Origin of the sequence: Paenibacillus sp. KS1, from assembly GCF_001680695.1 — a bacterium.
Lineage (GTDB): Bacteria > Bacillota > Bacilli > Paenibacillales > Paenibacillaceae > Paenibacillus_B > Paenibacillus_B suaedae.
In genome coordinates this window covers 45,079-69,243 of record NZ_MAIS01000019.1, presented here as the reverse complement: position 1 = coordinate 69,243, position 24,165 = coordinate 45,079, and the positions used below count along the sequence as shown (strand labels likewise).

The 24,165-nt window shown below is 49.0% G+C and carries 23 protein-coding genes; all 23 read left to right on the top strand.

Features of this window, described 5'->3' with window-relative positions; translation table 11 throughout:
* Positions 1-431 precede the first annotated feature (431 nt).
* The 23 genes from BBG47_RS08850 (at position 432) to fabZ (ending at position 24,163) form a co-directional block, all read left to right on the top strand.
* The gene (locus BBG47_RS08850; RefSeq protein ID WP_005544817.1) at positions 432-803 is read left to right on the top strand and encodes an NADH-quinone oxidoreductase subunit A; all 372 of its coding nucleotides are present in this window, start codon (positions 432-434) and stop codon (positions 801-803) included.
* Positions 788-1,306 carry a NuoB/complex I 20 kDa subunit family protein gene (locus BBG47_RS08845; protein WP_021257170.1) on the top strand — a complete coding sequence of 173 codons (519 nt, stop codon included), beginning with the start codon at positions 788-790 and terminating at the stop codon, positions 1,304-1,306. The genes BBG47_RS08850 and BBG47_RS08845 overlap by 16 nt, the downstream gene beginning before the upstream one ends.
* The gene (locus BBG47_RS28910; RefSeq protein WP_083189177.1) at positions 1,303-2,442 is read left to right on the top strand and encodes an NADH-quinone oxidoreductase subunit C; all 1,140 of its coding nucleotides are present in this window, start codon (positions 1,303-1,305) and stop codon (positions 2,440-2,442) included. Before BBG47_RS08845 ends, BBG47_RS28910 begins: the two co-directional genes overlap by 4 nt.
* A gap of 4 nt (positions 2,443-2,446) precedes the next feature.
* The gene (locus tag BBG47_RS08835) at positions 2,447-3,547 is read left to right on the top strand and encodes an NADH-quinone oxidoreductase subunit D (RefSeq protein WP_021258898.1); all 1,101 of its coding nucleotides are present in this window, start codon (positions 2,447-2,449) and stop codon (positions 3,545-3,547) included.
* Positions 3,547-4,557, top strand: a complete 1,011-nt coding sequence (gene nuoH, locus BBG47_RS08830; RefSeq protein WP_021257167.1) for an NADH-quinone oxidoreductase subunit NuoH — start codon at positions 3,547-3,549, stop codon at positions 4,555-4,557. Before BBG47_RS08835 ends, nuoH begins: the two co-directional genes overlap by 1 nt.
* Before the next feature lie 16 nt (positions 4,558-4,573).
* Entirely contained in the window at positions 4,574-5,026 is a 453-nt protein-coding gene (gene nuoI / locus BBG47_RS08825) for an NADH-quinone oxidoreductase subunit NuoI (protein WP_021258897.1), read from the top strand.
* Positions 5,019-5,546, top strand: a complete 528-nt coding sequence (locus BBG47_RS08820; protein WP_065291434.1) for an NADH-quinone oxidoreductase subunit J — start codon at positions 5,019-5,021, stop codon at positions 5,544-5,546. The genes nuoI and BBG47_RS08820 overlap by 8 nt, the downstream gene beginning before the upstream one ends.
* Positions 5,543-5,854 (top strand): NADH-quinone oxidoreductase subunit NuoK, encoded by a 312-nt coding sequence (gene nuoK, locus BBG47_RS08815; RefSeq protein WP_021257164.1) that lies wholly within the window; start codon positions 5,543-5,545, stop codon positions 5,852-5,854. The genes BBG47_RS08820 and nuoK overlap by 4 nt, the downstream gene beginning before the upstream one ends.
* A gap of 20 nt (positions 5,855-5,874) precedes the next feature.
* A complete protein-coding gene (gene nuoL / locus BBG47_RS08810) occupies positions 5,875-7,773 on the top strand; it encodes an NADH-quinone oxidoreductase subunit L (protein WP_065291433.1) in 1,899 nt (632 codons plus the stop codon).
* Positions 7,774-9,384 (top strand): complex I subunit 4 family protein, encoded by a 1,611-nt coding sequence (locus BBG47_RS08805; RefSeq protein WP_065291432.1) that lies wholly within the window; start codon positions 7,774-7,776, stop codon positions 9,382-9,384.
* A 4-nt stretch (positions 9,385-9,388) separates the two neighbouring features.
* Positions 9,389-10,942 (top strand): NADH-quinone oxidoreductase subunit N, encoded by a 1,554-nt coding sequence (locus BBG47_RS08800; RefSeq protein WP_065291431.1) that lies wholly within the window; start codon positions 9,389-9,391, stop codon positions 10,940-10,942.
* Between the two features lie 375 nt (positions 10,943-11,317).
* A complete protein-coding gene (locus tag BBG47_RS08795; RefSeq protein WP_065291430.1) occupies positions 11,318-14,203 on the top strand; it encodes a S8 family serine peptidase in 2,886 nt (961 codons plus the stop codon).
* Positions 14,204-14,215: 12 nt separating this feature from the next.
* Positions 14,216-14,476 carry a DUF1146 family protein gene (locus BBG47_RS08790; RefSeq protein ID WP_254659788.1) on the top strand — a complete coding sequence of 87 codons (261 nt, stop codon included), beginning with the start codon at positions 14,216-14,218 and terminating at the stop codon, positions 14,474-14,476.
* Positions 14,477-14,772: 296 nt separating this feature from the next.
* Positions 14,773-16,101 (top strand): UDP-N-acetylglucosamine 1-carboxyvinyltransferase, encoded by a 1,329-nt coding sequence (gene murA / locus BBG47_RS08785; RefSeq protein ID WP_175400504.1) that lies wholly within the window; start codon positions 14,773-14,775, stop codon positions 16,099-16,101.
* A gap of 415 nt (positions 16,102-16,516) precedes the next feature.
* Entirely contained in the window at positions 16,517-17,698 is a 1,182-nt protein-coding gene (gene spoIID / locus BBG47_RS08780) for a stage II sporulation protein D (RefSeq protein ID WP_083189176.1), read from the top strand.
* A gap of 164 nt (positions 17,699-17,862) precedes the next feature.
* Positions 17,863-18,657, top strand: coding sequence for a M23 family metallopeptidase (locus BBG47_RS08775; RefSeq protein ID WP_065291428.1), 795 nt, complete (start codon positions 17,863-17,865; stop codon positions 18,655-18,657).
* Between the two features lie 350 nt (positions 18,658-19,007).
* On the top strand, positions 19,008-19,295 hold the full coding sequence (gene spoIIID / locus BBG47_RS08770) for a sporulation transcriptional regulator SpoIIID (RefSeq protein WP_021257153.1): 288 nt from the start codon (positions 19,008-19,010) through the stop codon (positions 19,293-19,295).
* 168 nt (positions 19,296-19,463) lie between these two features.
* The gene (mreB, locus tag BBG47_RS08765; RefSeq protein ID WP_021257152.1) at positions 19,464-20,462 is read left to right on the top strand and encodes a rod shape-determining protein; all 999 of its coding nucleotides are present in this window, start codon (positions 19,464-19,466) and stop codon (positions 20,460-20,462) included.
* A 45-nt stretch (positions 20,463-20,507) separates the two neighbouring features.
* Positions 20,508-21,389: a flagellar hook-basal body protein gene (locus BBG47_RS08760; protein ID WP_065291427.1), complete on the top strand. Its 882-nt coding sequence runs from the start codon at positions 20,508-20,510 to the stop codon at positions 21,387-21,389.
* Between the two features lie 23 nt (positions 21,390-21,412).
* On the top strand, positions 21,413-22,237 hold the full coding sequence (locus tag BBG47_RS08755; protein ID WP_065291426.1) for a flagellar hook-basal body protein: 825 nt from the start codon (positions 21,413-21,415) through the stop codon (positions 22,235-22,237).
* A 17-nt stretch (positions 22,238-22,254) separates the two neighbouring features.
* Positions 22,255-22,728 (top strand): DNA-directed RNA polymerase subunit beta, encoded by a 474-nt coding sequence (locus BBG47_RS28905; protein ID WP_083189174.1) that lies wholly within the window; start codon positions 22,255-22,257, stop codon positions 22,726-22,728.
* A 182-nt stretch (positions 22,729-22,910) separates the two neighbouring features.
* Positions 22,911-23,444 carry a CDP-alcohol phosphatidyltransferase family protein gene (locus tag BBG47_RS08745; protein ID WP_021257148.1) on the top strand — a complete coding sequence of 178 codons (534 nt, stop codon included), beginning with the start codon at positions 22,911-22,913 and terminating at the stop codon, positions 23,442-23,444.
* A 287-nt stretch (positions 23,445-23,731) separates the two neighbouring features.
* Positions 23,732-24,163 (top strand): 3-hydroxyacyl-ACP dehydratase FabZ, encoded by a 432-nt coding sequence (gene fabZ / locus BBG47_RS08740; protein WP_065291425.1) that lies wholly within the window; start codon positions 23,732-23,734, stop codon positions 24,161-24,163.
* Positions 24,164-24,165: the final 2 nt, after the last annotated feature.

Sequence of the window (24,165 nt, the reverse complement as noted above, 5' to 3'; positions counted from 1 at the left end):
CGCTTCTTGGATCTGCTAATCTGAAGTGCACTCTTTATAGTAGTCATTCGGTAGACAGCTCTGTGTCATATCTAATGAATTTCTATAAGGAGTGCATTTTTGGTTTTTACAAGATATAATTCCATAGCTCAGCCAGTGGTCGCATTTAGTGAGAGGAAAGAAGCACAACCGCTGATTGGTTACTCTCCTGAGACTCCAGAGCTGCTCGAGCTCCCAGATGTTCATAAAACATTCACCAGCTGATCTTCTATCGTTCTCCTTATGTGAATATGTATATAACCAAAACCGAACAACTTTTCATAAAACTGTCCAAAAGGTGGTATTAATTGCATAGACGGAGTTGGTAGGTTTTGTTATAATTGTGGCGGGTTTATTACAAAATTCTCTATTTTTTTGCAAAATGGCAGTTGCTGCGGCGGAGGGGATGACTTTTGGAACAGTACATCAACAATTACGTCATTGTGGCCATTTTTATTGCACTCGGTATTTTATTGCCGGTTGTCGCACTGACGGTAGGGAGATGGCTTAGACCAAAGAAGCCGACAGATATGAAGCAAACAACTTATGAAAGCGGTAACGAACCTGTTGGTGTCGGACAAGTCCGATTCAACGTACGGTACTATTTGTTTGCGCTCATGTTTGTCATTTTTGATGTCGAAACCGTTTTCTTGTATCCATGGGCGGTTGCATACAATCAGCTTGGATTGTTTGCACTTGTCGAAATGTTGATTTTCGTCGGATTGCTGTTGGTAGGATTAATTTACGCCTGGAAAAAGAAGGTGCTTCAATGGGACTCACTTTAGAATCAATTACGCCGGAAGAACGGCAGGAGTTGGAACGCAATGTGTTCTTTGGCACGCTTGAACAGTTGAAGGCATGGGCTCGCAGTAATTCATTATGGCCGCTTACGTTCGGTCTTGCCTGCTGCGCAATCGAGATGATGGGGACGGGAGCGTCGCACTACGACTTGGATCGCTTCGGCGTTATCTTTCGAACGTCTCCAAGACAATCGGATGTTATGATCGTATCTGGTACAGTCACGAAGAAGATGGGGCCGCTCTTGAAGCGTCTGTATGATCAAATGCCTGAGCCGAAATGGGTCATCGCAATGGGATCATGCGCGACGGCTGGAGGGCCGTACGTGAAGTCGTATTCAGTCGTCAAAGGCGTGGATCAGATAGTGCCTGTTGATGTTTATATTCCAGGCTGCCCGCCGAATCCTGCGGCCCTTATCTACGGCATCAACAAGCTGCAAGAGAAAATCCGCTATGAGGCGAAAACCGGAAAGCGGGTGACGAATCGATGAGCGAGGAACAAGAGAAGGACAAGACAGCTGAAGAACAATCCTCTGAGCAACGATCGAAGCAAGAATCAAATACGGAATCTAATACGATTCCAGAATCGAAACCAGAATCGAATCTAGGTTCAAAACCGGATTTAGATGAAGCAACAGCAAGTGAAGGAATCAAGACCGCAGCAGGAGAAAAGTCCGAAGTGAAAGCGGATGAACCGCAAGTGCCAGTTCAGGCGGCATCAGATGTGGAGACCGTCCCTAAAGTGCCAGCGCAGAAGCTAGAGACGGTCGAAGGGACAGTAGAAGAGCAGAAGGAAGCGGCAGCACTACAAGATGATCCAGTGGCTCCTGCATCTGCTGAATCCCAGGAGCATGCGGATGCGACGAAGGAGGTTTCCGTAACAGCGGAAACGGAGAAGCCGAAGCGTGCCCCTTTGACGGAAGAGGAGAAGGCTGCGCGAATTCAAGCGGCTGCTGAGGCGCGCGCGGCGCGGGCGAAGGCAGCAGAAGGCGGTGGTGAAACATCGACTACAGCCGATGCAGCAGCTCGTCCACCAAGAGCACGTGCGAAGGAAGACGGTGCAGGGGATGCTGCGGAGAATCCAGAACGGCCCGCACGAGCGCCTCGGGTTAAGGCAGATGAAGAACCGACAAAGCCGAAAGAGCCCTCACCCAAACAGCCAGTTCTTGATCAGCTCATAGTCCTGCTTAAGGCCGAAGTCGCAGAGGATGCGGTTGAAGAGGCGGCTATCAATGGAGTCAATGATCATTTGCCAACGGTAACGGTGAAAAATGAACATTGGCTGGTAGCAGCTCAGCTGCTTCGTGAACATAAAGATTGGTCGTGTGACTATTTGCGTAATTTATCCGGCATTGACCAGGAAACTCATTTAGAAGTAATCTATCATCTTATCAATTTAAGCACGAAAGCAGAGGTTGCTGTTCGTGTAAAGACAGATCGCGAGGTGCCTTCCATCGCATCGGTAACGCCTATATGGCCTACTGCGAACTGGAATGAGCGCGAAGTTTACGACTTGTTGGGCATTTCGTTTCCGGGACATCCCGACTTGCGTCGCATCATGATGCCGGATGACTGGGTTGGACATCCGCTTCGCAAAGACTACGTGCCGTTAGATTCGGAGGTGTAACCCTGTGATTCGTACAGAAGAACTATTGCTTAATGTTGGACCGCAGCACCCGAGTACTCACGGTGTATTCCGCATCGTCGTCAAGATTGATGGCGAGGTGATCAAGGAAGCGACCCCGGTAATGGGATATTTGCACCGCGGAACGGAGAAGCTTGCGGAAAACTTGAACTATACGCAAATTATTCCTTATACCGATCGTATGGATTATGTGTCCGCCATGACGAACAACTATGTACTCGTGCATGCCGTTGAGAAGCTGATGCAGCTGGAAGTTCCGGAGAGAGCAGAGTTTCTCCGACTTATCGTTATGGAATTGCAACGCGTAGCAAGCCATTTGGTATGGTGGGGGACGTATTTGCTTGATATTGGGGCGATGAGCCCGTTCTTATTTGCGTTCCGCGACCGGGAGATCATTATCGATTTGTTCAACGAACTATGCGGGGCACGACTGACATACAACTACATGCGGGTCGGCGGCGTCAAGTGGGATGCGCCTCCAGGCTGGATCGACAAAGTCCGCGAGTTTGTTCCATACATGCGCAAAAGGCTGGATGAATACAACAAGCTCGTAAGCGGCAACGAAATTTTCCTGACCCGCATTAAAGGAATCGGTACTTATGATGCGGAAACGGCAATCGCATATGGACTTAGCGGTGCCAATCTACGCTGCACGGGAGTGAATTGGGATTTGAGGAAGCAGGAGCCTTACAGCCTGTACGATCGATTCGAATTCGATGTTCCACTTGGAACCCGTGGGGACTGCTATGAACGGTATTTAATTCGTGTTGAAGAGATACGGCAAAGCTTACGCATTTTGGAGCAGGCTGTGGAGCAATTCCCGAGCGAGGGAGAGACAATGGGCAAAGTGCCGCGCGTCATACGTCCGCCTGCTGGTGAAGTATACGCTCGTATTGAATCTCCGCGCGGAGAGATTGGCTGCTATATCGTATCCAAGGGCAAGGCGGAGCCGTTCCGGTTGAAGTTCCGTCGGCCGTCCTTCGTTAATTTGCAAATACTGCCGAAGCTGCTCGTAGGCGAAACGATGACGAATATGATTACTATACTGGGCGGGATCGATATCGTCGTCGGGGAGGTGGATGCATAGTGGGGGACTTGTTGAATCAGACGCTCACGTGGCAGAATGGTCTAATTTTTATTGCATGGGGAGTTGTTCTTCTTTTCGTCGTCCTTGGCTTCGTAACCTATGCGATTTACTTCGAACGCAAGGTCATCGGCTGGATGCAGCTGCGTCATGGTCCTACACGGGTAGGTCCGCTGGGACTGCTGCAGACGGTTGCTGATATATTGAAACTACTACTCAAGGAAGACACAATACCTCGCAAGGCTGATAAAGCACTATTCATCTTGGCTCCAGTCATCACGTATGTACCGGCATTTGCGGTCATTGCGACGATTCCTTATGCCGCTAATCTAGGCTTTGCTGATCTAAATGTAGGATTGTTATATTATGCCGCATTGTCCAGCATCTCTACCATTGGTATTATTTTAGGAGGGTGGGCGTCCAACAACAAATACTCTCTGCTTGGCGGAATGCGCTCAGCGGCGCAAATGATTAGCTATGAAATTCCGCTCGTTATCTCAGTCGCGGGTATAATCATGTTGAACGGATCGCTCAGCTTGCGTACCATTGTAGAAGGGCAAGGCAACTATTTTTGGGAATGGAACTTTATCCCGCAAATTATCGGATTCATTGTCTTCATTATCGCGGGGGTATCTGAGTTGAATCGTACCCCATTTGATTTGCCAGAAGCAGAATCAGAGCTTGTTGCGGGTTATCATGTTGAATATAGCGGCTTCCGATTCGCCTTCTTCATGTTGGCGGAATACGTGTATGTATTCGCACTCTCGGCACTGACGACGGTCTTGTTCCTAGGCGGTTGGCATCCACCGCTTCCGTTCCTCGATTTCATTCCGGGGCTGCTGTGGTTCATCCTGAAATTTTCATTCTGCGTCTTCTTCCTATTCTGGCTGCGTGCAACGATGCCACGTATACGCGTAGACCAATTGATGGGCTTTGGGTGGAAGGTGCTGCTGCCGCTTGCCCTGCTTAACGTCTTCTTGACGGCGTTTTACATCGAAATTTTCAACAAATAGGCTAGGGGTGAGATCCGTGAAAGGACTGTTGAAGGGTCTAGGCGTTACATTCAAGGCGATGACGTCGAAGAAGGTCACCTACAAATACCCAGATGTTCCGCTTGAAATGCCTGACCGTTTTCGCGGCATACAGCATTTCGATCCGGATAAGTGCATCGTATGCAATCAATGTGCCCGTATCTGTCCAACGGAATGCATTACGTTGACAGGCAAACCGAATCCAGATCCAGAGAAGAAGGGCAAAGTGATCGACACGTACGATATTAACTTTGAGATTTGCATTTTGTGCGATCTTTGTACGGAAGTATGTCCGACCGAAGCGATTGTCATGACCAACAATTTTGAACTGGCGACATACAGTCGCGATGACTTGTTCAAAAATTTGAACTGGCTGAACGACAATAATGTCAATGTTCGTCAAGAGAACAACTCCGCCATGCCGAAGGGGGGCGCGAAGAAAAGTGTTTAACTTCTCTTTGGATTGGACGGGGGGGACGATAGTCTTCTTCGTGTTGGCCATCTGCATTATTTCCGGCGCGGTATTGATGCTTAACTTTACGAAGGTTGTACATATGGTCGTCTCTGTTGCCTTCTCCTTCCTAGGGTTGGCAGGGATGTACGTGCTGTTGGATGCTGAATTTGTTGCTTTTGTACAGGTACTTGTTTATACAGGCGCGATATCGATACTCATGATTTTCGGAATTATGATGACCAAGCACGATAAGCAGGATGAGGCATTGGTCAAGCCGTGGAAGGAAGCGTTAGCCGCGATAGGCTGTATTGCCCTGTTTGGAGTGCTATTCTTCTCTATTCGCAGCTCTGAGTTTCCTGTACATCAAGACGCTGCATTGGTTCAGGATAATACGCTGAATATCGGGAAGCAACTGTTCACAGAGCATGTCATTCCGTTCGAGCTGCTGTCTGTTCTGTTGACGGTGGCCTTTATCGGAGCAATTGTGCTGGCTAAGAAGGAGGCGGATGAAGGATGAGTACGATGCTTGCTTCCTTTTTAACACTTGCTGCTATATTGTTCTGTATTGGTTTATATGGTGTATTAACAAAGCGCAATGCAGTTATTGTGCTGCTGTCCATTGAGTTGATGCTCAATGCGGCGAACTTGAACTTGATTGCCTTTTCGAAATACGGGGTCGTACCGAGCCTGAAGGGGCAAATTTTCTCTCTTTTTACAATTGCGATTGCAGCTGCAGAAGCGGCAATTGGTGTCGCCATCCTTATCGCGTTGTACCGGAATCGCGGAACGGCCAACGTGGACGAATTTGACGACTTGAAGAGATAATCGGTAGGGAGGATACGACAATGGAATCCGTCTTTTCGCAATTCGCATGGGCTATCCCGGTCATTCCGCTGCTCGCGTTCCTCATACTGACGGCATTTGGCCGCCAGATGAAAGGCGCAGCCGTTCTGCTCGGTGTCATCAGCTCTCTTGCTGCGTTCATTCTGTCTGCGCTCCTCTTGTGGGAGCGGGTGTCCGGAACGATGGAGGACTATACCCGGAGCTTTGATTGGATTCGCTTCGGTGACATCCGCCTGGAGTTCGGATTCGATGTGACGAACTTGAACGCGCTAATGCTCGTCATTGTCACGCTGGTCAGCTTACTAGTAAATGTATATTCCAAAGGCTACATGCATGGTGATGAGCGGCAAACGGTGTTCTACGCCTATATTGCGCTCTTTACCAGCTCGATGCTTGGACTTGTGCTGTCTCCAAACTTACTCCAGCTCTATATCTTTTGGGAGCTTGTAGGGGTATGCTCATTCCTCCTCGTTGGATTCTGGTATGAGCGTCCTGCAGCACGTGCTGCGGCTAAGAAGGCCTTCATCGTCACACGGATCGGAGACGTTGGTTTATTTATAGCACTGCTGCTTCTGTTCTGGTACATGCCGGGTCATGCGCTTGACTTCGGATCGATCAGCAATGTGTTCAGCAATGCAGATACACTTGCACAGAGCGGCATATCTGCCGGACTGACGACATGGATTGCATCTCTCATATTCGTAGGAGCGGTTGGCAAGTCGGGTCAATTCCCGCTGCATACCTGGCTCCCAGATGCCATGGAAGGGCCGACACCGATCTCAGCACTCATCCATGCAGCTACGATGGTTGCGGCAGGGGTATATCTCGTTGCACGTACGTTTGATATTTTCCACATGTCGCCTACGGCAATGACGATTGTCGCGAGTGTTGGAGGATTTACTGCGATCTTTGCAGCGACGATTGCAATCGCACAGCGCGATTTGAAGCGCATCCTTGCATACTCAACGGTTAGTCAGCTCGGCTACATGATGATGGCGCTTGGTCTTGGGGCTGTGACCGCAGGGGTGTTCCACCTGTTTACGCACGCCTTCTTTAAGGCGCTTCTGTTCCTCGGAGCGGGAAGCGTCATTCATGCTGTACATACACAAGATATATTCAAGATGGGCGGCGTTGGCCGCAATATGAAGGTTACAGCTTGGACATTCGGTATTGGCGCACTGGCACTGTCTGGTATTCCGCCTCTGTCCGGCTTCTGGTCTAAGGATGCGATCTTGACAGCGGCTTGGGATCAGAATAATTGGCTCTTATTTATTATTGGTGCAGTTGCTGCATTCTTTACCGCTTTTTATATGGCGCGTTTGTTCTTTCTCGTATTTACGGGGGCTCCATCAGCAGACAGCGAGGCTTCCAGTGCGCATGAATCGCCATTGTCTATGACAGTGCCATTGATCGTGCTCAGTGTACTGGCTGTGGTTGCAGGATTCGTCAACACTCCGTTCGGGGGCAGCTTCGGCACCTGGCTCACAGGCGAAGAAGTAGGTGAGCACGCAAATATCATGGTGATGATTGTATCGGCGCTTATCGGTGTATTGGGTATTGGACTTGGATATGTCATGTACGGACCTGGTAGCAAGCGTCAAGATACGCTCGAACATACGGCAGCACCTGTCTATCGTCTGCTTGCCAACAAATATTATATTGATGAACTATATCAAATCGTATTTGTTCGTAGCCTATCGGGTATTGGGCAACTGCTGAAGGCAATCGATAAATGGGTAATTGATGGTCTGGTACGCTTGGTAGCATGGTTTACAGTCAGTGTTGGCCGAACATCGCTGCGTGTGCAGAACGGTCAACTGCAAACTTATGGCCTGGTATCCCTGTTTGGCTTTGTCGGATTGATTCTGCTCGTGCTGGCACTTGGAAGGAGGTTCTGGTAGATGCTGAATATACTTTCTTCGATGCCGCTGCTAACGCTGCTGACCTTCTCTCCGCTTCTTGGAGTCATTGTGCTTCTGTGCATTCCGCAGGGGCGTACACGTGCGATTCAGGTGACAGGCATTGTAACGACATTCGTGCCTCTTCTACTGGCGCTTATCATTTATGGCAATTACGATGCACTCGAGCAAGGCAAAACCATAGCAGAGCAATGGTCATGGATATCGATTCCGCTCAATTCAGAATTGATTGAAGGGCTAAGCTCATGGGCATTTACGATTCAATATCATTTGTCGATAGATTCCCTATCGTTGCCGCTCGTGGTAATGACCACGATCATAGCTTCGATGGCGGCGTTTGCTTCCTTGTATGTGAAGAAACGCTGGAAGTCGTATTTTATTCTTTTCCTGCTGCTTGAAGTTGGAATGCTGGGTGTCTTTATGGCACGTGATTTGTTCTTATTTTTCATGTTCTTCGAATGGACGCTGGTACCGACTTACTTCCTTATTGGTATCTGGGGCTATATGCATCGCGAGAAGGCTGCGAATCAATTTCTGCTGTACAATGGGCTCGGTTCTGCGCTTCTCTTAGTTGCCTTCATTGTACTTACGGTGACAGCAGGCTTTGCACCTAACCCGGACATGGCGGCGAATGGCCATTACGTATATACGGGCAATCTTGATGTCATTATGAAGAACATTAATGATGCGACTTCTTTTATATATCAAGAGCAGAGCGGCGTATATTTGTCTGACAGCATGCGGACGTTTGTCTTTTTCTTGCTCATTGTAGCCTTTGGTGTGAAGCTCCCGATCTTCCCATTCCACACATGGATGCTGCGTGTGCATGCTGAAGCTCCGGCACCTGTGGTGATGCTGCACTCAGGAATATTGCTGAAGATGGGTGCTTACGGTCTTATTCAGTTTGGAACAGCATTGCTTCCAAAGGAGACCGCATCTTGGGCTGTACTACTAGCAGTACTGGGTGTTATTAATGTGCTGTATGGGGCCATACTCGCCTTTGTGCAGACAGAATTTAGACTTATCTTAGCTTATTCTAGTATTAGTCATATGGGCTTCGTTCTGCTTGGTATCGCAGCGATGAATGACATTGGGCTTCAAGGTGCTGTTGTGCAGATGGTCTCGCATGGATTTATCTCTGCGTTGTTCTTCCTGCTGGTAGGCGCATTATTGGAGCGTACAGGAACAACAAGAATTGGCGAACTGGGTGGATTAGCGAAGGGCATGCCATTCTTGTGCGGCATCTTATTGCTGTCAGGCTTGGCGTCGTTAGGCTTGCCAGGCTTGTCGGGATTCGTAGCAGAGCTTCTGTCTCTGCTTGGTCTGTTCGGAACGATGAAATGGGCAGCCATTCTTGCTGCACTTGGGATTATATTAAGCAGTGTCTATGTGCTTCGTGGGGTACTGGCAATCTCTTATGGGCCAAGAGACGATCGTTATGCAAGCTTGAAGGATGCCAGACTTGTCGAAGCTGTGCCGATCATGGTGCTGACGGCATGCATTATTTTAATCGGATTGTTCCCATCATTCGTTACGGCTCCGATTGATAATGGCGTCGAGCATGTCATTGAATTATTCAAGGTGAGGGGGTAGGCCCATGGAAGCGACTACAGTTAAACTGCTGCAATTGGGCGATCTCGCACTGCTGGCACCTGAGCTGACGCTTGTTATTGCAGCGATTGTGATCTCGCTCATTGATTTGGCGCTGCCCCGTCGTGTGAACCGGGATATTATCGGGGGGCTGTCCCTGCTGGGCGTTCTAATTTCGCTTGGCTTCGTGGTATGGAAGTTGTATCAACGAACATTACTTAACGAGGAAGCGGCTCGATCTATGCAGCTGCTCAATCAAAGCTATCGCGTTGATGATTTTGCCCTGCTGCTCAAAATTGTATTTCTTACCGGTACGGCACTCATACTGCTAATGAGTATCGGCAATATAAGAGATAAGGAGATTCCGCATCGCGGCGAATATTATTACTTGCTGCTTCCAGCTGCACTTGGCGCGATGATCATGGCTTCATCAGGAGATCTAATTACGCTTTATGTTGGTCTGGAATTGTTGAGCATTACTTCCTACATTCTCGTTGGGTTGAAGAAGAATGACCGGAAGTCATCAGAAGGTGCATTCAAATACGCGGTACTGGGAAGTGTAGCGTCTGCATTTATTTTATACGGGATGTCCTTTGTATACGGCATGACAGGAAGTACGCAGCTTGGTGCGATTGCAAGAGGCTTGGCGGATCAAGTTCATTCCTTCGAACCGCTCATCTATGTTAGCTTTTTACTCATGCTGGTGGGCTTCGGTTTTAAGGTTGCAGCAGCACCATTCCATGCCTGGTCACCTGATGTATATGCGGGTGCGCCAACACCTGTCGCTGCCTTCTTGGCTGTTGTATCCAAAGGTGCGAGCTTGGCAATTTTGTTCCGCATATTCTATAGTCTGTATTTTGGTCTGGGTGCCAATAGGGATATGCTCATCTATCACGACTTCGCAACGATTCTTCTCGTGCTAGCAGCGGTATCTATGGTGATCGGGACAACAATGGCGCTCAAGCAGTCGAATGTCAAGCGGCTCCTAGCCTTGTCTGGTATTGCGAATGCAGGTTACCTGCTTGTGCCGATTGGGCTCGATATGTTGGATGGATCGTGGCATTCATCGAACTTCTCGGAGTTCCTATTCTACTTGTTGGCCTATTTATTTACGACGATCGGTGCGTTTGCTGTCCATACGGTTATGGAGCGCGCTGCAGGCCATGATGAAATGAAGGGATATGCCGGCCTGTATTATCGTTCTCCGTGGCTAGCTGTAGCGATGACCGTACTTGTGCTGTCACTTGCAGGAATCCCAGTTACAGCCGGATTCATGGGTAAGCTGTACATCATTTTTGGAGCAGCTGCCAGCCATGCGGTATGGCTCTCTGTGCTCATGATGGTAACAGGCGTAATCTCCTTCTACTTCTACTTCGGTTTCATACGCCAGATGTATATGCGTGCTGGCAATGAGGATGAAGTTCGTATATCGATTACTCAACGAGCAGTCATCGCCTTATGCGTATTGATTGTACTGCTGCTCGGTGTGTTCCCTGGCTTCGTCGTGAAGGTCATTCAACATGTGTTCTCTATTGGAGTAGATTTGCTGATCCGCATGTAATCGGAACACAGGTTAGTTGGAGCATGGAATGGCGTATAGGCTAGTATGTGCTAGCGGAGAATCGAGGTCTCTCACGAGAGACCTCGATTCTTTTTTTTGTAAATGTAGGACTCAGGACTCAAATTGATCAATACGAACAGGAAAGCATGTCTCCATGGCGAAACTTTATAACGTTTAACGTGTAAAGGTATATTGTGATTGAATGGATGGGAGAAGCGTCGGTTGCTTGTCTTTACCATTCATTGACGTGAATAAAGAGCAAGGTAGAGGTCGGAAGAATTGGATTCGGTGACGAATTTGGTCATCTTCTCGTGGAATCATGTTATAACACCCTCTAGCACAGGCCTTCGGAACAAGAATAGGAAGGGATTCATTATGAAACGATTGCCTCGCGTCGTCGTGACTGGCACCATCATTGTACTATCAAGCATGCTGCTGATAGAAGCATCAGGCATGCGCCAAGCGATCTCGCCGATATACGAGGTAAGGTTGGAGGAGGCGACGCAGCGAAGCTGGACGAATGAGCAGCTATCGCCATCTGCGAGTCTTGTCAGGAATGAGAACCATGAGGAGGAAGCAACCTCAACCTCATGGATTATTAAGTGGAAACAAGGGGCACAGGATGACGTATTATTGCGTCGAAGTATAGTAGAATCAGAACAGGAATCAGTAGGAATTATGGTTGTTCGACCTAAGGAAGAAGAGAAGTTGGAAGATTGGCTTCGCGATGCCAAGCGCTCGGACGATATCGAATACATCCAGCCGAATCATACGGTTCGCACGCTGCAATCGGTGATAAAGCCGAATGATACTTTATACGGGCAGCAGCACTATTTGCAGCAAATCGGAATTGAAGCGGCATGGACGAAGACAAGGAGCAATTTGTCTACTACAATTGCGCTGGTTGATACGGGGGTTGACTTTAACCATCCCGATTTGAAGCCGAATATCGTGAAGGGGGTTAACCTGCTAGATACAGGTATCCCACAAGATGATAACGGTCATGGTACTAGCGTTGCCGGCGTCATCGCAGCAGTAGGCAATAATAACAAGGGGACAACCGGAATTCTATGGTCAGCCAAGATCATGCCTATTAAGGCACTTGACGCTAGAGGCTATGGCGATGAGGATAAATTAGGTGCGGGCATTCTATACGCTGTCGATCACGGTGCCAAAATCGTTGTCATGTCGGTTGGACTGTACCGATATTCAAAGTACATGGAAGAGATTGTGAATTACGCCGAGCAGAAAGGTGTTCTACTCATTGCAGCTACTGGAAATGATGGCAAACGCTACGGAGAGAAAATCGCGGTCAAATATCCAGCTGCTTATCCTACGGTGCTCGCCATCGGTGGAAACACAAGACAGCAGCGGGTAGAGCCGCGTTCGAATACGGGGCCAGAAGTGGATCTCGTTGCACCGTGGCATGTATTTACCACAGCATTAGGTGGTGGCTATGCTGCTGAGGAAGGCACCTCGATGGCGGCTCCCCAAGTAGCTGGAGTGGCGGCATTGCTGTGGAGCCAATATCCTGAACTGAAGCCATATCAAATTCGTCAGCATTTGCGGAAGACGGCGAAAGATATCGAAGCCCAAGGCTGGGACCAGCTTAGCGGATATGGGATGCTGCGTGCCGATCAAGCGCTCTTGAATCCGGTAGAGAAGGATCCATTTGGGACGAATACAACTCGTGATAAGGCAAGGATGTTCCCGATTGACACTTCCTTAGCAGCAGAATTGAACGGGAAGAAGAAGAATAACTGGTTCGTCGTAGACGCACCCTACGATGGAACACTAGAGTTGAACGTGCAGCGAATTCAAGGAACCAGCAAAATCGGAATCACACATTTCTTAGCAGATAGTCGTTCGGGTACTGCGTATAGTCACCCTATTAGCAAGCCGCTCACCGTTCCAGTTAAAAAAGGGAAGAATGTGTTTCGGTTCTATGCGGAAGAAGCTGGCGCAGCCATATCTTACAAACTGTCGTCACGCTTTCTCATTTATGAGGATCCGTTCGAACCGAATGACAAGCAGTTTCAAGCATATGCCCTGCCTGCACGGACGCAGGATATTGTAGGTACATTCAGCCATGCTTCCGATTTGGATTGGTATACGATTCAACTGCCGACCAAGGCGACACTTCGGTTGAAACTAGACACAGACACCGTGCGTATTGACCCAGCGATAGAGATTCGCGGTTCACAGATGGAAACGCGATGGGTGGATGAACAGAAGGAAGGCCAAGCTGAATCGGTAGTTCTGCCTGACTTGCCCGCGGGCAAGTATTATATATTGGTGCAGAATGCAGTAACAGCTCGTCCTGAAGCAGTGGCGGGAGAGTATAAGCTGCATATTGAATACCTGACTCAGTTCACGGATCCGAATGAGCCGAATGATAAAGTATACGAAGCGATAACAATGAGTGAAGGAACGGAATATAAAGGTGTCTTTCATGAGGATAATGATGTGGATTGGTTCCAATGGAAAGTGAAGGAGCAGGCGTATGGGCACTTTCGGATAGGCAATGTGCCTTCGAATCGTGTGGTGACGATGTCCGTTCTGTCGAGAGAGCAGAAGGTGCTTGCCTCAGCACGCAACCGGTTGGGTGAATCCGCTGTAGAATTGGGCACTGAGCTGGAGCCGGGCACGTACTACGTTCGACTCACGACAAGCGATAAGTTCGATACACAGTTCTATTCCTTATCTGTGCAGGCAGATCCACTTGTGGCTGGGTTCCGAGATATAGGGGAGCATTGGGCTAAGGATTCAATCGTTCGAGCAGTCAAGTCAGGCTGGATTAACGGTTATCCTGAAGCGGAATTTGGCCCGGATCGGCCGATCACTCGTGCAGAGGCTGCGTCCATTCTCGCCAATGCGTTTAAGTTGAATGCGAAGGGAAAGCAGACAACTTCATTCAAGGATGTCACTTCGAAGCATTGGGCGTATTCTGCGGTATCACGAGTTGCCAATGCCGGTATTGTGGGGGGTGTTGGTGGCCAGCGCTTCGCGCCCAACCAGAAGGTGAAGCGTTCGGAGATGGCGGTAATGATCGGCAATGCGCTTCATCTGAAGGCTGGAGCGATAAGCACGGGGCCGTTTGCGGATGTTCCTGCTGTCCATTGGGCAGCTCCTATGCTGGCTGAGATGAAGCGACAAGGGTACGTGCATGGTTATGAAGGCAATACGTTCGAGCCGGATCGCGATGCGACTCGGGCTGAGTTCGCAGCGATACTCCTCGTTGCCTTGGATAGGAAATCGTAAGGAGGAGTCTAAGTGGGCGGAAATGAAACATGGACACAGGTCACCTCGTCTGTAGGTTGGAGTGGCGCGATTCAAATGATCATTACACTGATGTGCATTGCACTCGCGTGGTGGGCACTGCAAAATGTAAAGATCGATTTGTTCATTCGGCATCCGCAGGGCCCACAAGGCAAAATGGTTCATTTGATTTTAGCCATTTTGGTTGGCCGGGCAGTGGCACAGTTTTTTGTCGATTATTGGAGCTGGACACAATCACTGCGTTTTTTGTTTTGAAACCATCAATAATGGTTAAGAGGAATTGGACGGCGGTACACCGACGGGGTTAATACCGTAATTTCCTCTTGATTAAACCCCGTCCGGCAAGGGTTCAAGCACTTGTCGAATAACATCGAATGAAGATGTCAACACTGGATGATAGCCCCAAGGAAAATGTGGAAGGGTCTGTCGAAAAATATCGCTTGTCCATAGCTGTAAAGCAGTGGTATGATGTAATTTGGAAATCAAAAGAACGTACCATTTTTTACAGATATACGGATAATGGGGCGAAATAAAGCGCGGAGGGAAACATGATGAGTAAATTTATCGTCCGCGGAGGCAACCGATTGACGGGTACTGTGCGTGTTAGTGGCGCGAAGAACTCTGTACTTCCGATCATCGCTGCTTCGTTACTGGGAGAAAAAGGCGTTAGCGTAATTTGCGATGCACCTCCACTTGACGATGTGAAAACGATACACAATGTACTAGAAAAATTAGGTGCAAGCCTTACATATGCCGACGAAACCATTCGTGTGAATGCGGAGAACCTTCATTCTTTTGAAGCCCCATATGAGTTGGTACGTAAGATGCGAGCATCATTCCTCGTCATGGGCCCATTGCTGGCTCGCGCAGGACAGGCGCGTATTTCTCTGCCTGGTGGATGCGCTATTGGGAGTCGTCCGATTGATCAGCATTTGAAAGGCTTTGAAGCTATGGGTGCGGTTATCGGTCTTGGACAAGGATATATTGAAGCGAAAGTGAACGGCCGACTGAAGGGTACCAAGATTTACTTGGATTATGCGAGTGTCGGTGCGACGGAAAATATTATGATGGCCGCTACATTGGCCGAAGGTACAACAATTATTGAAAATGCTGCTCGTGAGCCGGAAATCGTCGACTTGGCGAACTATCTGAACAAGATGGGCGCAGTCGTTCGCGGTGCAGGAACAGGCGTTATCCGCATTGAAGGTGTGGATCACTTGCATGGTGCAGAGCATACGGTTATCCCTGACCGCGTCGAAGCAGGAACTTATATGGTTGCTGCAGCGATGACAGGCGGAGATGTGTATGTGGAAGGTGCGATTGCAGATCATCTTGGTCCTGTTATTGCGAAGATGGAAGAGATGGGCATTACGATTGATCCGGATGAGAATGGTATCCGCGTCCGTGCGGAACAGCCGTTGAAGGCTGTCGACGTAAAGACGCTTCCATACCCTGGATTCCCGACAGACATGCAGTCGCAAATGATGGCATTGCTGCTTGCAGCAGAAGGCACATCTGTAGTGACCGAAACGGTATTCGAAAACCGCTTCATGCATGTGGATGAATTCAACCTGATGAATGCAAACATCAAGGTTGATGGCCGTACTTCTGTCGTAACAGGCCCGGCTAAGCTAAGAGGTGCTAAGGTAACGGCAACTGACTTGCGTGCTGGAGCTGCATTGATCTGTGCAGGGTTGATTGCGGAAGGCACAACAGAAGTCGGAGGCGTTCATCATATTGATCGTGGTTATGTGCACTTAGCAGAGAAGCTGTCATCGCTCGGAGCAGATATCTACCGCGTTAAGATGAATGAAGAGCCACAAAGCGTGAAAGAAGAGAAGGAAGAAGGGACTTTTCGAGTACAGCCAACTTGGGCGTAAGCCTATCGTGAGCTAAAGCTGGAGAAGGAGCTTCCACCCGGATCATATAGACAATTGCATCGATAGAAAAGGTGTACCGGCTAGACATAAAGCCGCCTCGTAAAGAGGCGGCTTTTTTGCGTGTATATGATTTTGGGTGCAGATGTTTTGAGTATGTGCTGTTTTGCATGAAGATGTCCTGGTACGTATACGATTTTTCGAATGTATTCGCATGTGTAGATGACGAGTTGGTAGTTATCCGTATCGAACCTAGAAACCTTCTACACGTAATCAGGAAGGGATACGAGGGTATGGGTTCTGTCTTCTCTTAAAAAAGCATAGGGTAGAGAAAGAGGAGGATTGATTCTGTTCTTTTCGTGAAATGCTAGATAAGAAAGTGAGAGGAATCGTTAAAATAGAAAGAGGAGTGAGACCAATGGCAACGCAACCGATGTTATCTGCGCAGGCGCGGCGGCTCGCACGCTGGCTGAAGCCGCGCCTGCACCTTGGCGGCAGGGGCCGCTGGGGCCTACGAAGACGCCCCCTGCCGCTGCTTGCGCACACCGCCCTATGGGCTGGCGCGCTTATTGCGCTCGCGCTGCTCGTGCCGCTCCTGCTGGTGCAAGAGCACCAACAGGGGGTAAGCACGAGCGCCCGTAGCGAGCGCGCGGCGCCGCAAGCGCCGAAGGTGTCGCCGCCGCCCAGCACAGCGGCGGCGCAGCCCACGGTGCGCGTGTACCTGAGCGGCACGCGCCAAGTTGAGAGCGTCGCGCTGGAGCAGTACGTGCGCGGCGTCCTCGCAGCAGAGATGCCGAGCAGCTTCGAGCTCGAAGCGCTCAAGGCGCAGGCGATGGCCGCCCGTACGTACATTATGCGCCGCCTGCTGGCGCAGGATACAAGCGGCGCACCTGAGGGGGCCGACGTAACCGATACCGTCGCCCATCAAGCCTATAAGCCGCTCGTGGAGATGGAGCGGCTGCCGAAGGAAGCGGCGGCGAAGCTGAGCCGGGCCGTAGAGGAAACAGAGGATCAGATCATTACGTATGAAGGCAAACCGATTATGGCTGCATTTTTCTCCACAAGTAATGGATATACCGAGAATGCCGAGGATTATTGGGGAAACCCGGTCGCTTACTTGAAAAGTGTGGCAAGCCCTTGGGATGAACGGGTAGCGCCGCGATTTGCGGAGAGCACTACATATAAGGTAGATACGCTTCTATCAGAACTAGGTGTATCCGCGCAAGCATTGAAGCTGCAATCCGGTGGCGGGACATCAAATAAGTCCGGATCCGCGCAAGCCATTCGGAATCAGCTCCGGATCTTATCCCGTACCCCCGGTAAGAGAGTTGGTCAAGTTCAAGTCGGTACAGAACAGTTCACAGGTCGCGAAATTCGAGAGAAGCTAGGGCTGCGATCGAGTGCATTCGATTGGAGCATGGTGGATGGAAAACTAGTCATTACTACGTACGGTTTCGGGCATGGTGTTGGCATGAGCCAGTACGGTGCGCAAGGAATGGCCAAGGAAGGGGCTACTGCCGAACAAATCGTAACGTACTATTATAAAGGTGTGAAGGTGGACAAAGCTTCGAAGTTAGCATCGGCTAAACTAAAAGGATAGTTCAGCAAGACGCAGATCAATTATGCAGAGAGGCAGGGGAAACCCTTGTTATATAAGGAGCTAGACTTCTGGCAGAAGCATTGGTAGCTTCATATCTTAAAAATTAGCATTTCTACGTATAAAAGTACTAGCCTCGGTAACAATGGTTACTGAGGTGATCACAAATGAGTGAACAAAACCAAAATCAAAACTCAAAAAACAAAACAACGATGAATACATCTACGACAAGCACAGCAAATCCGTCTGAAGCCTCCAAATCGATGCAAGGGGCTCAAGCGGTTCACACATCCTCATGGAGAAAGCTGCTGTCGAAGAAATGGGTATTCCCCGCTTTGTACATGGCCGCAGCAGCAATTATCCTAACTCTAGTCTGGGTCTATCAAGACTTGAATCACAAACCGCTCGACCCAAACAAGGATGCGACGCAAGCGGGGCAAACAATCAAGCAAGGCGAATCAACTGCAGGCACAACAGCTGGAACCAAAGAAGACGCAGTCGAAGTAGTTGCAACCAACGAAACACTCGGTTGGCCAGTGGCGAATTCTGGTGATGTAGATGTCGTCATGCCGTACTATGACGAGAAGGCTTCGAAGGAAGAGCAAGCGGCAGCAATGGTGCAGTACAAGCAAACCTTTACGCCGAATGTAGGTATCGACTTGGCGCGTAAGGACAAGCAGGCATTTGATGTAGTAGCTGCAATGAGCGGTAAAGTAACACGTGCTGAACAGCATGCGACGAATGGATTTGTTGTCGAAGTTGATCATGGCAATGGCATGAAGACAGTATATCAGAGCTTGGCTGATGTGAAAGTAAAGCAAGGCGATGCTGTGAAGAAGGGCGACGCGCTAGCTACAGCAGGTCGCAGTGAATTGGAGAAGGAACTGGGCGTTCATGTTCACTTTGAGGTGTACAATGAGAATAAGCCGGTAAATCCGACAACGGTTCTGGTTAAAAACTAATTCAGTTAAACATGGTAACAACATCGGGCGAATGTCTTAAGGGCATTCGTCCGTTTTTTTATTTGTAGGAGGAATAGCGGATTTGAAACGAACTTTTTCTAATATTTTTTTGCTCTCGCCACTCCAATGATGATTGATCGAATTCACGGATTACCAAGAAGCGGAATTCCGCTTGACTAAGCTTTTTTTCCTGTTTTAACTTTGCTTGGATTGCCTTGTTGTTCGACTTGTCCGATGAGAGCCTTGGCAAAAATATCGGCTAAGCCAAGTTTGTCAGGCTCGGTTACAACGCATAAGTGTGCGACCCACTCATATAATGTACCAATTAAACCGAGTAGGGAGGCGGGAACGTGCACGACTACATCAAAGAACGGACCATCAAAATCGGCCGCTGCATCGTCGAAACGAAGCATACGGTTCGTACTATCGCTAAAGAGTTCGGCGTGTCAAAAAGCACGGTGCACAAAGATTTGACCGAACGGCTGCCTGAGATTAACCCCGATCTGGCTGATCAGGTGAAGCACATTCTCGAATACCATAAGTCCGTTCGTCACTTGCGTGGTGGAGAAGCAACGAAGATCAAATATAAGAAGACGACTTCAAAAAAACGTGAGGTGATGACGGCGGGTAAATCCTGAACCACCACCCCATTCCAATAACTTTTTAAAATGTGAGCTGCCCTCCAATCTGTCATTGAACGTAGCAGAGAAAGTATGATATGGTAAACGATTAGTAATTATTTTGCAGAAAACGGTCGTAATTTCTCGATTTAGACATGAAAAATGAATGTGGAGGCTCTCGAACTTATGCTTAGCAAGGATATTGGAATTGACTTGGGAACGGCAAACGTTCTCATCCATGTCAAGGGGAAGGGGGTCGTATTGAACGAGCCTTCGGTTGTAGCAATCGAAAGCGATTCAAAGCGAGTCCTCGCCGTGGGTGAAGAAGCCCACAGAATGGTTGGTCGGACACCGGGCAATATCGTACCCATCCGCCCGCTTAGAGACGGAGTCATCGCTGACTTCGAAGTTACGGAAGCAATGCTGAAGCACTTTATTTCACGAGTCGGCGGTCGCAAATGGTACTCGCACCCACGCATCTTGATTTGCGCGCCGACAAATATTACTTCAGTAGAACAGAAGGCAATCCGCGAAGCGGCTGAGAAGAGCGGTGCCAAAGATGTATTCCTGGAAGAAGAACCGAAGGCGGCGGCAATTGGCGCGGGAATGGATATCTTCCAACCGAGCGGCAACATGGTCGTCGACATCGGCGGCGGAACGACGGACGTGGCGGTATTGTCCATGGGAGACATCGTTACCGCCTCTTCTATTAAAATTGCTGGGGACAAGTTCGACAGCTCCATCATGAAATATATAAAATCCAAGTATAAGTTGCTAATCGGAGAGCGTACGTCTGAAGATATTAAGATTAACATCGGGACGGTGCGTGAAGGTGGACAGCGGGAAATGGACATCCGCGGACGTGACATGGTTTCGGGCCTCCCATATACCGTAACGATCACATCCGATGAAGTTCGAGAAGCTTTGTGGGATCCAATTTCTTCGATTGTCGCTGCTGCGAAGTCGGTATTGGAACGGACACCGCCAGAATTGTCGGCGGATATTATCGATCGCGGCGTCATTTTGACTGGCGGCGGGGCGCTTCTTGACGGATTGGACGAGCTGATGGCTGACGAATTGAAGGTTCCTGTGCTTATTGCAGAGGATCCAATGCACTGCGTCGTCAAAGGTACCGGAATCATGCTGGATAATTTGGACAAGGTCGTTAAGAAATCATTCGTTTAATCCGATATACATTGTATATGCTTTGACAGATCGGGAGGAAACGACATGATTAGAGGTTTATATACAGCTGCCTCGGGCATGATGACCCAACAACGGCGGCATGATACGGTTACAAACAATATAACGAATATCAATACACCTGGATTCAAGTCAGTAACGGGGGCAGTGCGTTCATTTCCTGAGATGATGCTGTCCTTACAGGGCGGAGATCAAGGGGCAGGTCGTACCATTGGCCGCTTGAATACTGGGGTATTCGCGGAAGAGAGCCGTATGCTGTTCAGCCAAGGCGATCTGATGCAGACGAATCAATCAGGCGACTTTGCGCTGTTGGCGGATTTGGGTGTCCCGGGCGTGGTCTTTGATGCTTCAGGCAAGGGACGGGATGCGCAAGGCAATATTGTTTATAAGCCGGAAGCATTCTTTACGGTTCGGGAAGGCAATGAGTTGCGGTTTACGCGTGATGGTCATTTTCGCTTGAATGCCCGCCATGAGCTGACGACGGCAGACGGAGCACTTGTGCTGAACCGGAATCAAGCTCCAATTGTATTGCCGGCAAATGTGTCGATAGATGATATCAAGCTGGATGGGACAGGCCGGATGTATGATGCGCGTACGAACGCTGCGATTGCAGGGGCAGATCTGCTCATTTCCCGGATCGACAATCCGAATCAACTCATTAGAACGGGTAATGGCCGCTTCCGATTGGATGCGGCAGGTGGTGGTCAAGCAGCGGCAGTCGCGTGGACCGCTGGGGATCAGCAGCAAATTCAAGTACAGCAAGGCTATTTGGAGCGTTCTAATGTAGATCCTACGCAATCGATGACGGATATGATGACGGCCTTCCGTGCCTATGAGGCGAATCAGAAAGTCGTTCAATTCTTTGATAAGACGCTGGAAAAGACGGTCAATGAGGTAGGGCGCGTCTAAGCGCTTAGAATAGGAGGAACGATATGAACCAGTCTATGATTTCTGCAGCCTCTTCGATGAATGGCATTCAGCACAAGCTGGATATCGTCGCGGACAATATGGCGAACTTAAATACGAACGGTTATAAGCGGAAGTCAGCGACATTCGCTGATGTGCTTACGAATGTAAGACAGCATGATAAAGATTACCGCCAACCAGGAAGAGCGACCCCGATGGGATATACGCTTGGCTATGGATCTTATTTGACTGCATTAAGTCGAGACTTCACGCAAGGGGCATTGAAGCAAACAGGTGTAAGCACGGATTTTGCGTTGGAAGGCAACGCGCTATTCGAGCTCGAACTGGACAATGGTCAATCTGCTTGGATTCGAGAAGGCGCTTTTCATTACACGATTGATCCGAATACGAAGGAAAAGGTGCTTGTGACGGCTCAAGGGGATAAGGTGCTGGACAAAGACGGCGCTGAGATCCGAATTGGACTGGATCAAGAGATACAGGTTAATGACAAGGGGCAAGTATTCGCGACGAAGAACGGCTTGACGATTGTTCCAAATCCGATCGCTACGCTGAAGGTAGTAAAGCCGATCAGCCCAGAACTCCTTATTCAGACAGAGAACAACTATTACGTAATGGCCCCAAATACGAACCGCAATGCTGTTGTGGAGGATCTTGATCTTACACAAAACCAAGCGGTTCACGTTCGGCAAGGCATGATTGAGCAATCGAATGTATCGCTGATCGACGAGATGAATGATTTGATTCAAGCGCAGCGAGCGTATCAGATGTCCGCTCGGGCCTTGACTTCCGGAGACGCGATGTGGGGGCTTGCGAATAACCTTCGCGCGTAAACGAAGCAGGTGAGATAATGAGTGACCAAGAAGGGAAAGACAAGAAGCTGCTCGATTATGAGTACGAGCCGCTGCAACAGGATATATCGTTAGCGCGTCTGCACCGCTCTCATTCCGGCTCGGAACCAGAGGATGCGGAGACGAAGACGGAGGCCGAATCCGGCGTTCATGAGGAATTGCCGGTAGTGGGCAAGCCTGCTCAGCAGCCAGTATTCGAAGAGCGGCGCAAGCAGCGTCTGCGCAAGGGTAAGGAAGCTGCTAGACCAGCGTCTGAGGTGGAGCAGGAAGAACCTCAGCCACCTCAGCAGAAGCCGGTTCGTCGTTCGAAGGCAGGGAAGTGGATTTTTCGACTGGCCATTGTCCCACTGTTATGCGTACTAGCCACATTCGGCGGAATGGTTGCTGGATTTGTCGTGTTAGGTAAGGGCTCTTTTACAGATGCACTGAATGTAAATACATGGACACACTTGTTCCAACTTGTGTTCGGATAGCGGAGTCCCCACTTTGTGGGGATTTTTTGCTTGTGTGATGGTAGAAAGGTCTTTGCCCGTCATCGCTCCTCCCTTGAGGGCTATAGGGAGCTGTACGATTTGATAAAGTTTCATTTTTGTTTTCGGGCATGTATAATGAGTTGGAGGAACAATGAAAATGGGGGGAACTGGGGGTTTTGAGGTTGAATTTACCGAATATGTTGACGATGATTCGATTCGTTCTCATCCCCGTATATGTGGCTTTGTTCTTCATAGGTGAGCGGTACGCCGCATTCGGAGTTTGGTTGCTCGCTGGACTGACCGATATTCTGGACGGGTATATCGCGCGCAAACATAATTTAGTAACGAATATCGGCATGATGTTGGATCCATTGGCAGATAAGCTTATGATGTTGACCGTCATGTTTTCTTTGCTATGGTCTGGAGATATGCCATGGATGGCAGCTGTAGCGATGCTGATTCGAGATGCAGGGATGATTGCATGTTCCGCTTTATTTCATTTCAAGGGAAAGAAGACAGTGCCTGCGAATTGGATGGGGAAATTGACGACAGTCTTCTATTATATTGCGATCCTGTTCGTTTACTTCCAATGGACTTATGCAGTTGAGCTCTTATGGGTGGTTATTGTATTCTCATTCCTTACATCCTTTATGTATGCGCTCTTGTTTATTCGAATCAATCGCAAGGAAGAGGCAGAAGCTGAGCATCGGGTATGATGCAGGTATGTCTCTTGTGGGACAACAGAAGAAATGTCTTATTTTTACCTTGATGATGAATCATCATTTGTTTTACGTTCAAGTTACTTGTCTTTACTTGTCTTGCTAAGACAGAATGACTTGCATGGAAGTTGCGCATTCTGATTCTAAGAAGAGAGCTCCCCGAACAGCCGAAGCTGCGGGAAGCCCCTTATCTCAACCTTCAGGCCTGCAGTCATGAAGGATGATCTTAGTATTGACGCATAGCTGTCGTCTTATACGACAGAGGAAGAGAGGAGTTTGTATTTATGTTGACAGTTGAGCAAATTCAGGAAATTATTCCACACCGTTACCCTTTTCTGCTCGTTGACCGTATTCTTGAAGTAGAAGAAGGCAAGAGTGCCGTCGGAATTAAGAATGTTACGATGAACGAGCCGCATTTTGCAGGTCACTTCCCTGGTTATCCGGTTATGCCGGGAGTTCTCATTGTTGAAGCGCTCGCACAGGTTGGTGCAGTAGCTATTTTGAAATTGGAGCAAAATCAGGGGAAACTTGCTTTCTTTGCTGGAATCGACAATTTCCGTTTTCGTGGGCAAGTCGTGCCTGGCGATACGCTTACACTTACAGTAGATATCACACGCTTAAAGGGAACGATCGGCAAGGGACAGGCAACAGCCAAGGTTGGCGATAAGGTCGTTGCTGAAGGTGAATTGATGTTCGCATTGTCGGACCGCGAGTAGAA

What these genes read in the sequence shown, in the direction of transcription:
- BBG47_RS08845 (WP_021257170.1), top strand. Translation starts at nt 788, where the DNA reads ATGGGACTCACTTTAGAATCAATTACGCCGGAAGAACGGCAGGAGTTG.
- BBG47_RS28910 (WP_083189177.1), top strand. Translation starts at nt 1,303, where the DNA reads ATGAGCGAGGAACAAGAGAAGGACAAGACAGCTGAAGAACAATCCTCT.
- nuoK (WP_021257164.1), top strand. Translation starts at nt 5,543, where the DNA reads ATGAGTACGATGCTTGCTTCCTTTTTAACACTTGCTGCTATATTGTTC.
- nuoL (WP_065291433.1), top strand. Translation starts at nt 5,875, where the DNA reads ATGGAATCCGTCTTTTCGCAATTCGCATGGGCTATCCCGGTCATTCCG.
- BBG47_RS08805 (WP_065291432.1), top strand. Translation starts at nt 7,774, where the DNA reads ATGCTGAATATACTTTCTTCGATGCCGCTGCTAACGCTGCTGACCTTC.
- BBG47_RS08800 (WP_065291431.1), top strand. Translation starts at nt 9,389, where the DNA reads ATGGAAGCGACTACAGTTAAACTGCTGCAATTGGGCGATCTCGCACTG.
- BBG47_RS08795 (WP_065291430.1), top strand. Translation starts at nt 11,318, where the DNA reads ATGAAACGATTGCCTCGCGTCGTCGTGACTGGCACCATCATTGTACTA.
- murA (WP_175400504.1), top strand. Translation starts at nt 14,773, where the DNA reads ATGAGTAAATTTATCGTCCGCGGAGGCAACCGATTGACGGGTACTGTG.
- spoIID (WP_083189176.1), top strand. Translation starts at nt 16,517, where the DNA reads ATGGCAACGCAACCGATGTTATCTGCGCAGGCGCGGCGGCTCGCACGC.
- BBG47_RS08775 (WP_065291428.1), top strand. Translation starts at nt 17,863, where the DNA reads ATGAGTGAACAAAACCAAAATCAAAACTCAAAAAACAAAACAACGATG.
- mreB (WP_021257152.1), top strand. Translation starts at nt 19,464, where the DNA reads ATGCTTAGCAAGGATATTGGAATTGACTTGGGAACGGCAAACGTTCTC.
- BBG47_RS08760 (WP_065291427.1), top strand. Translation starts at nt 20,508, where the DNA reads ATGATTAGAGGTTTATATACAGCTGCCTCGGGCATGATGACCCAACAA.
- BBG47_RS08755 (WP_065291426.1), top strand. Translation starts at nt 21,413, where the DNA reads ATGAACCAGTCTATGATTTCTGCAGCCTCTTCGATGAATGGCATTCAG.
- BBG47_RS28905 (WP_083189174.1), top strand. Translation starts at nt 22,255, where the DNA reads ATGAGTGACCAAGAAGGGAAAGACAAGAAGCTGCTCGATTATGAGTAC.
- fabZ (WP_065291425.1), top strand. Translation starts at nt 23,732, where the DNA reads ATGTTGACAGTTGAGCAAATTCAGGAAATTATTCCACACCGTTACCCT.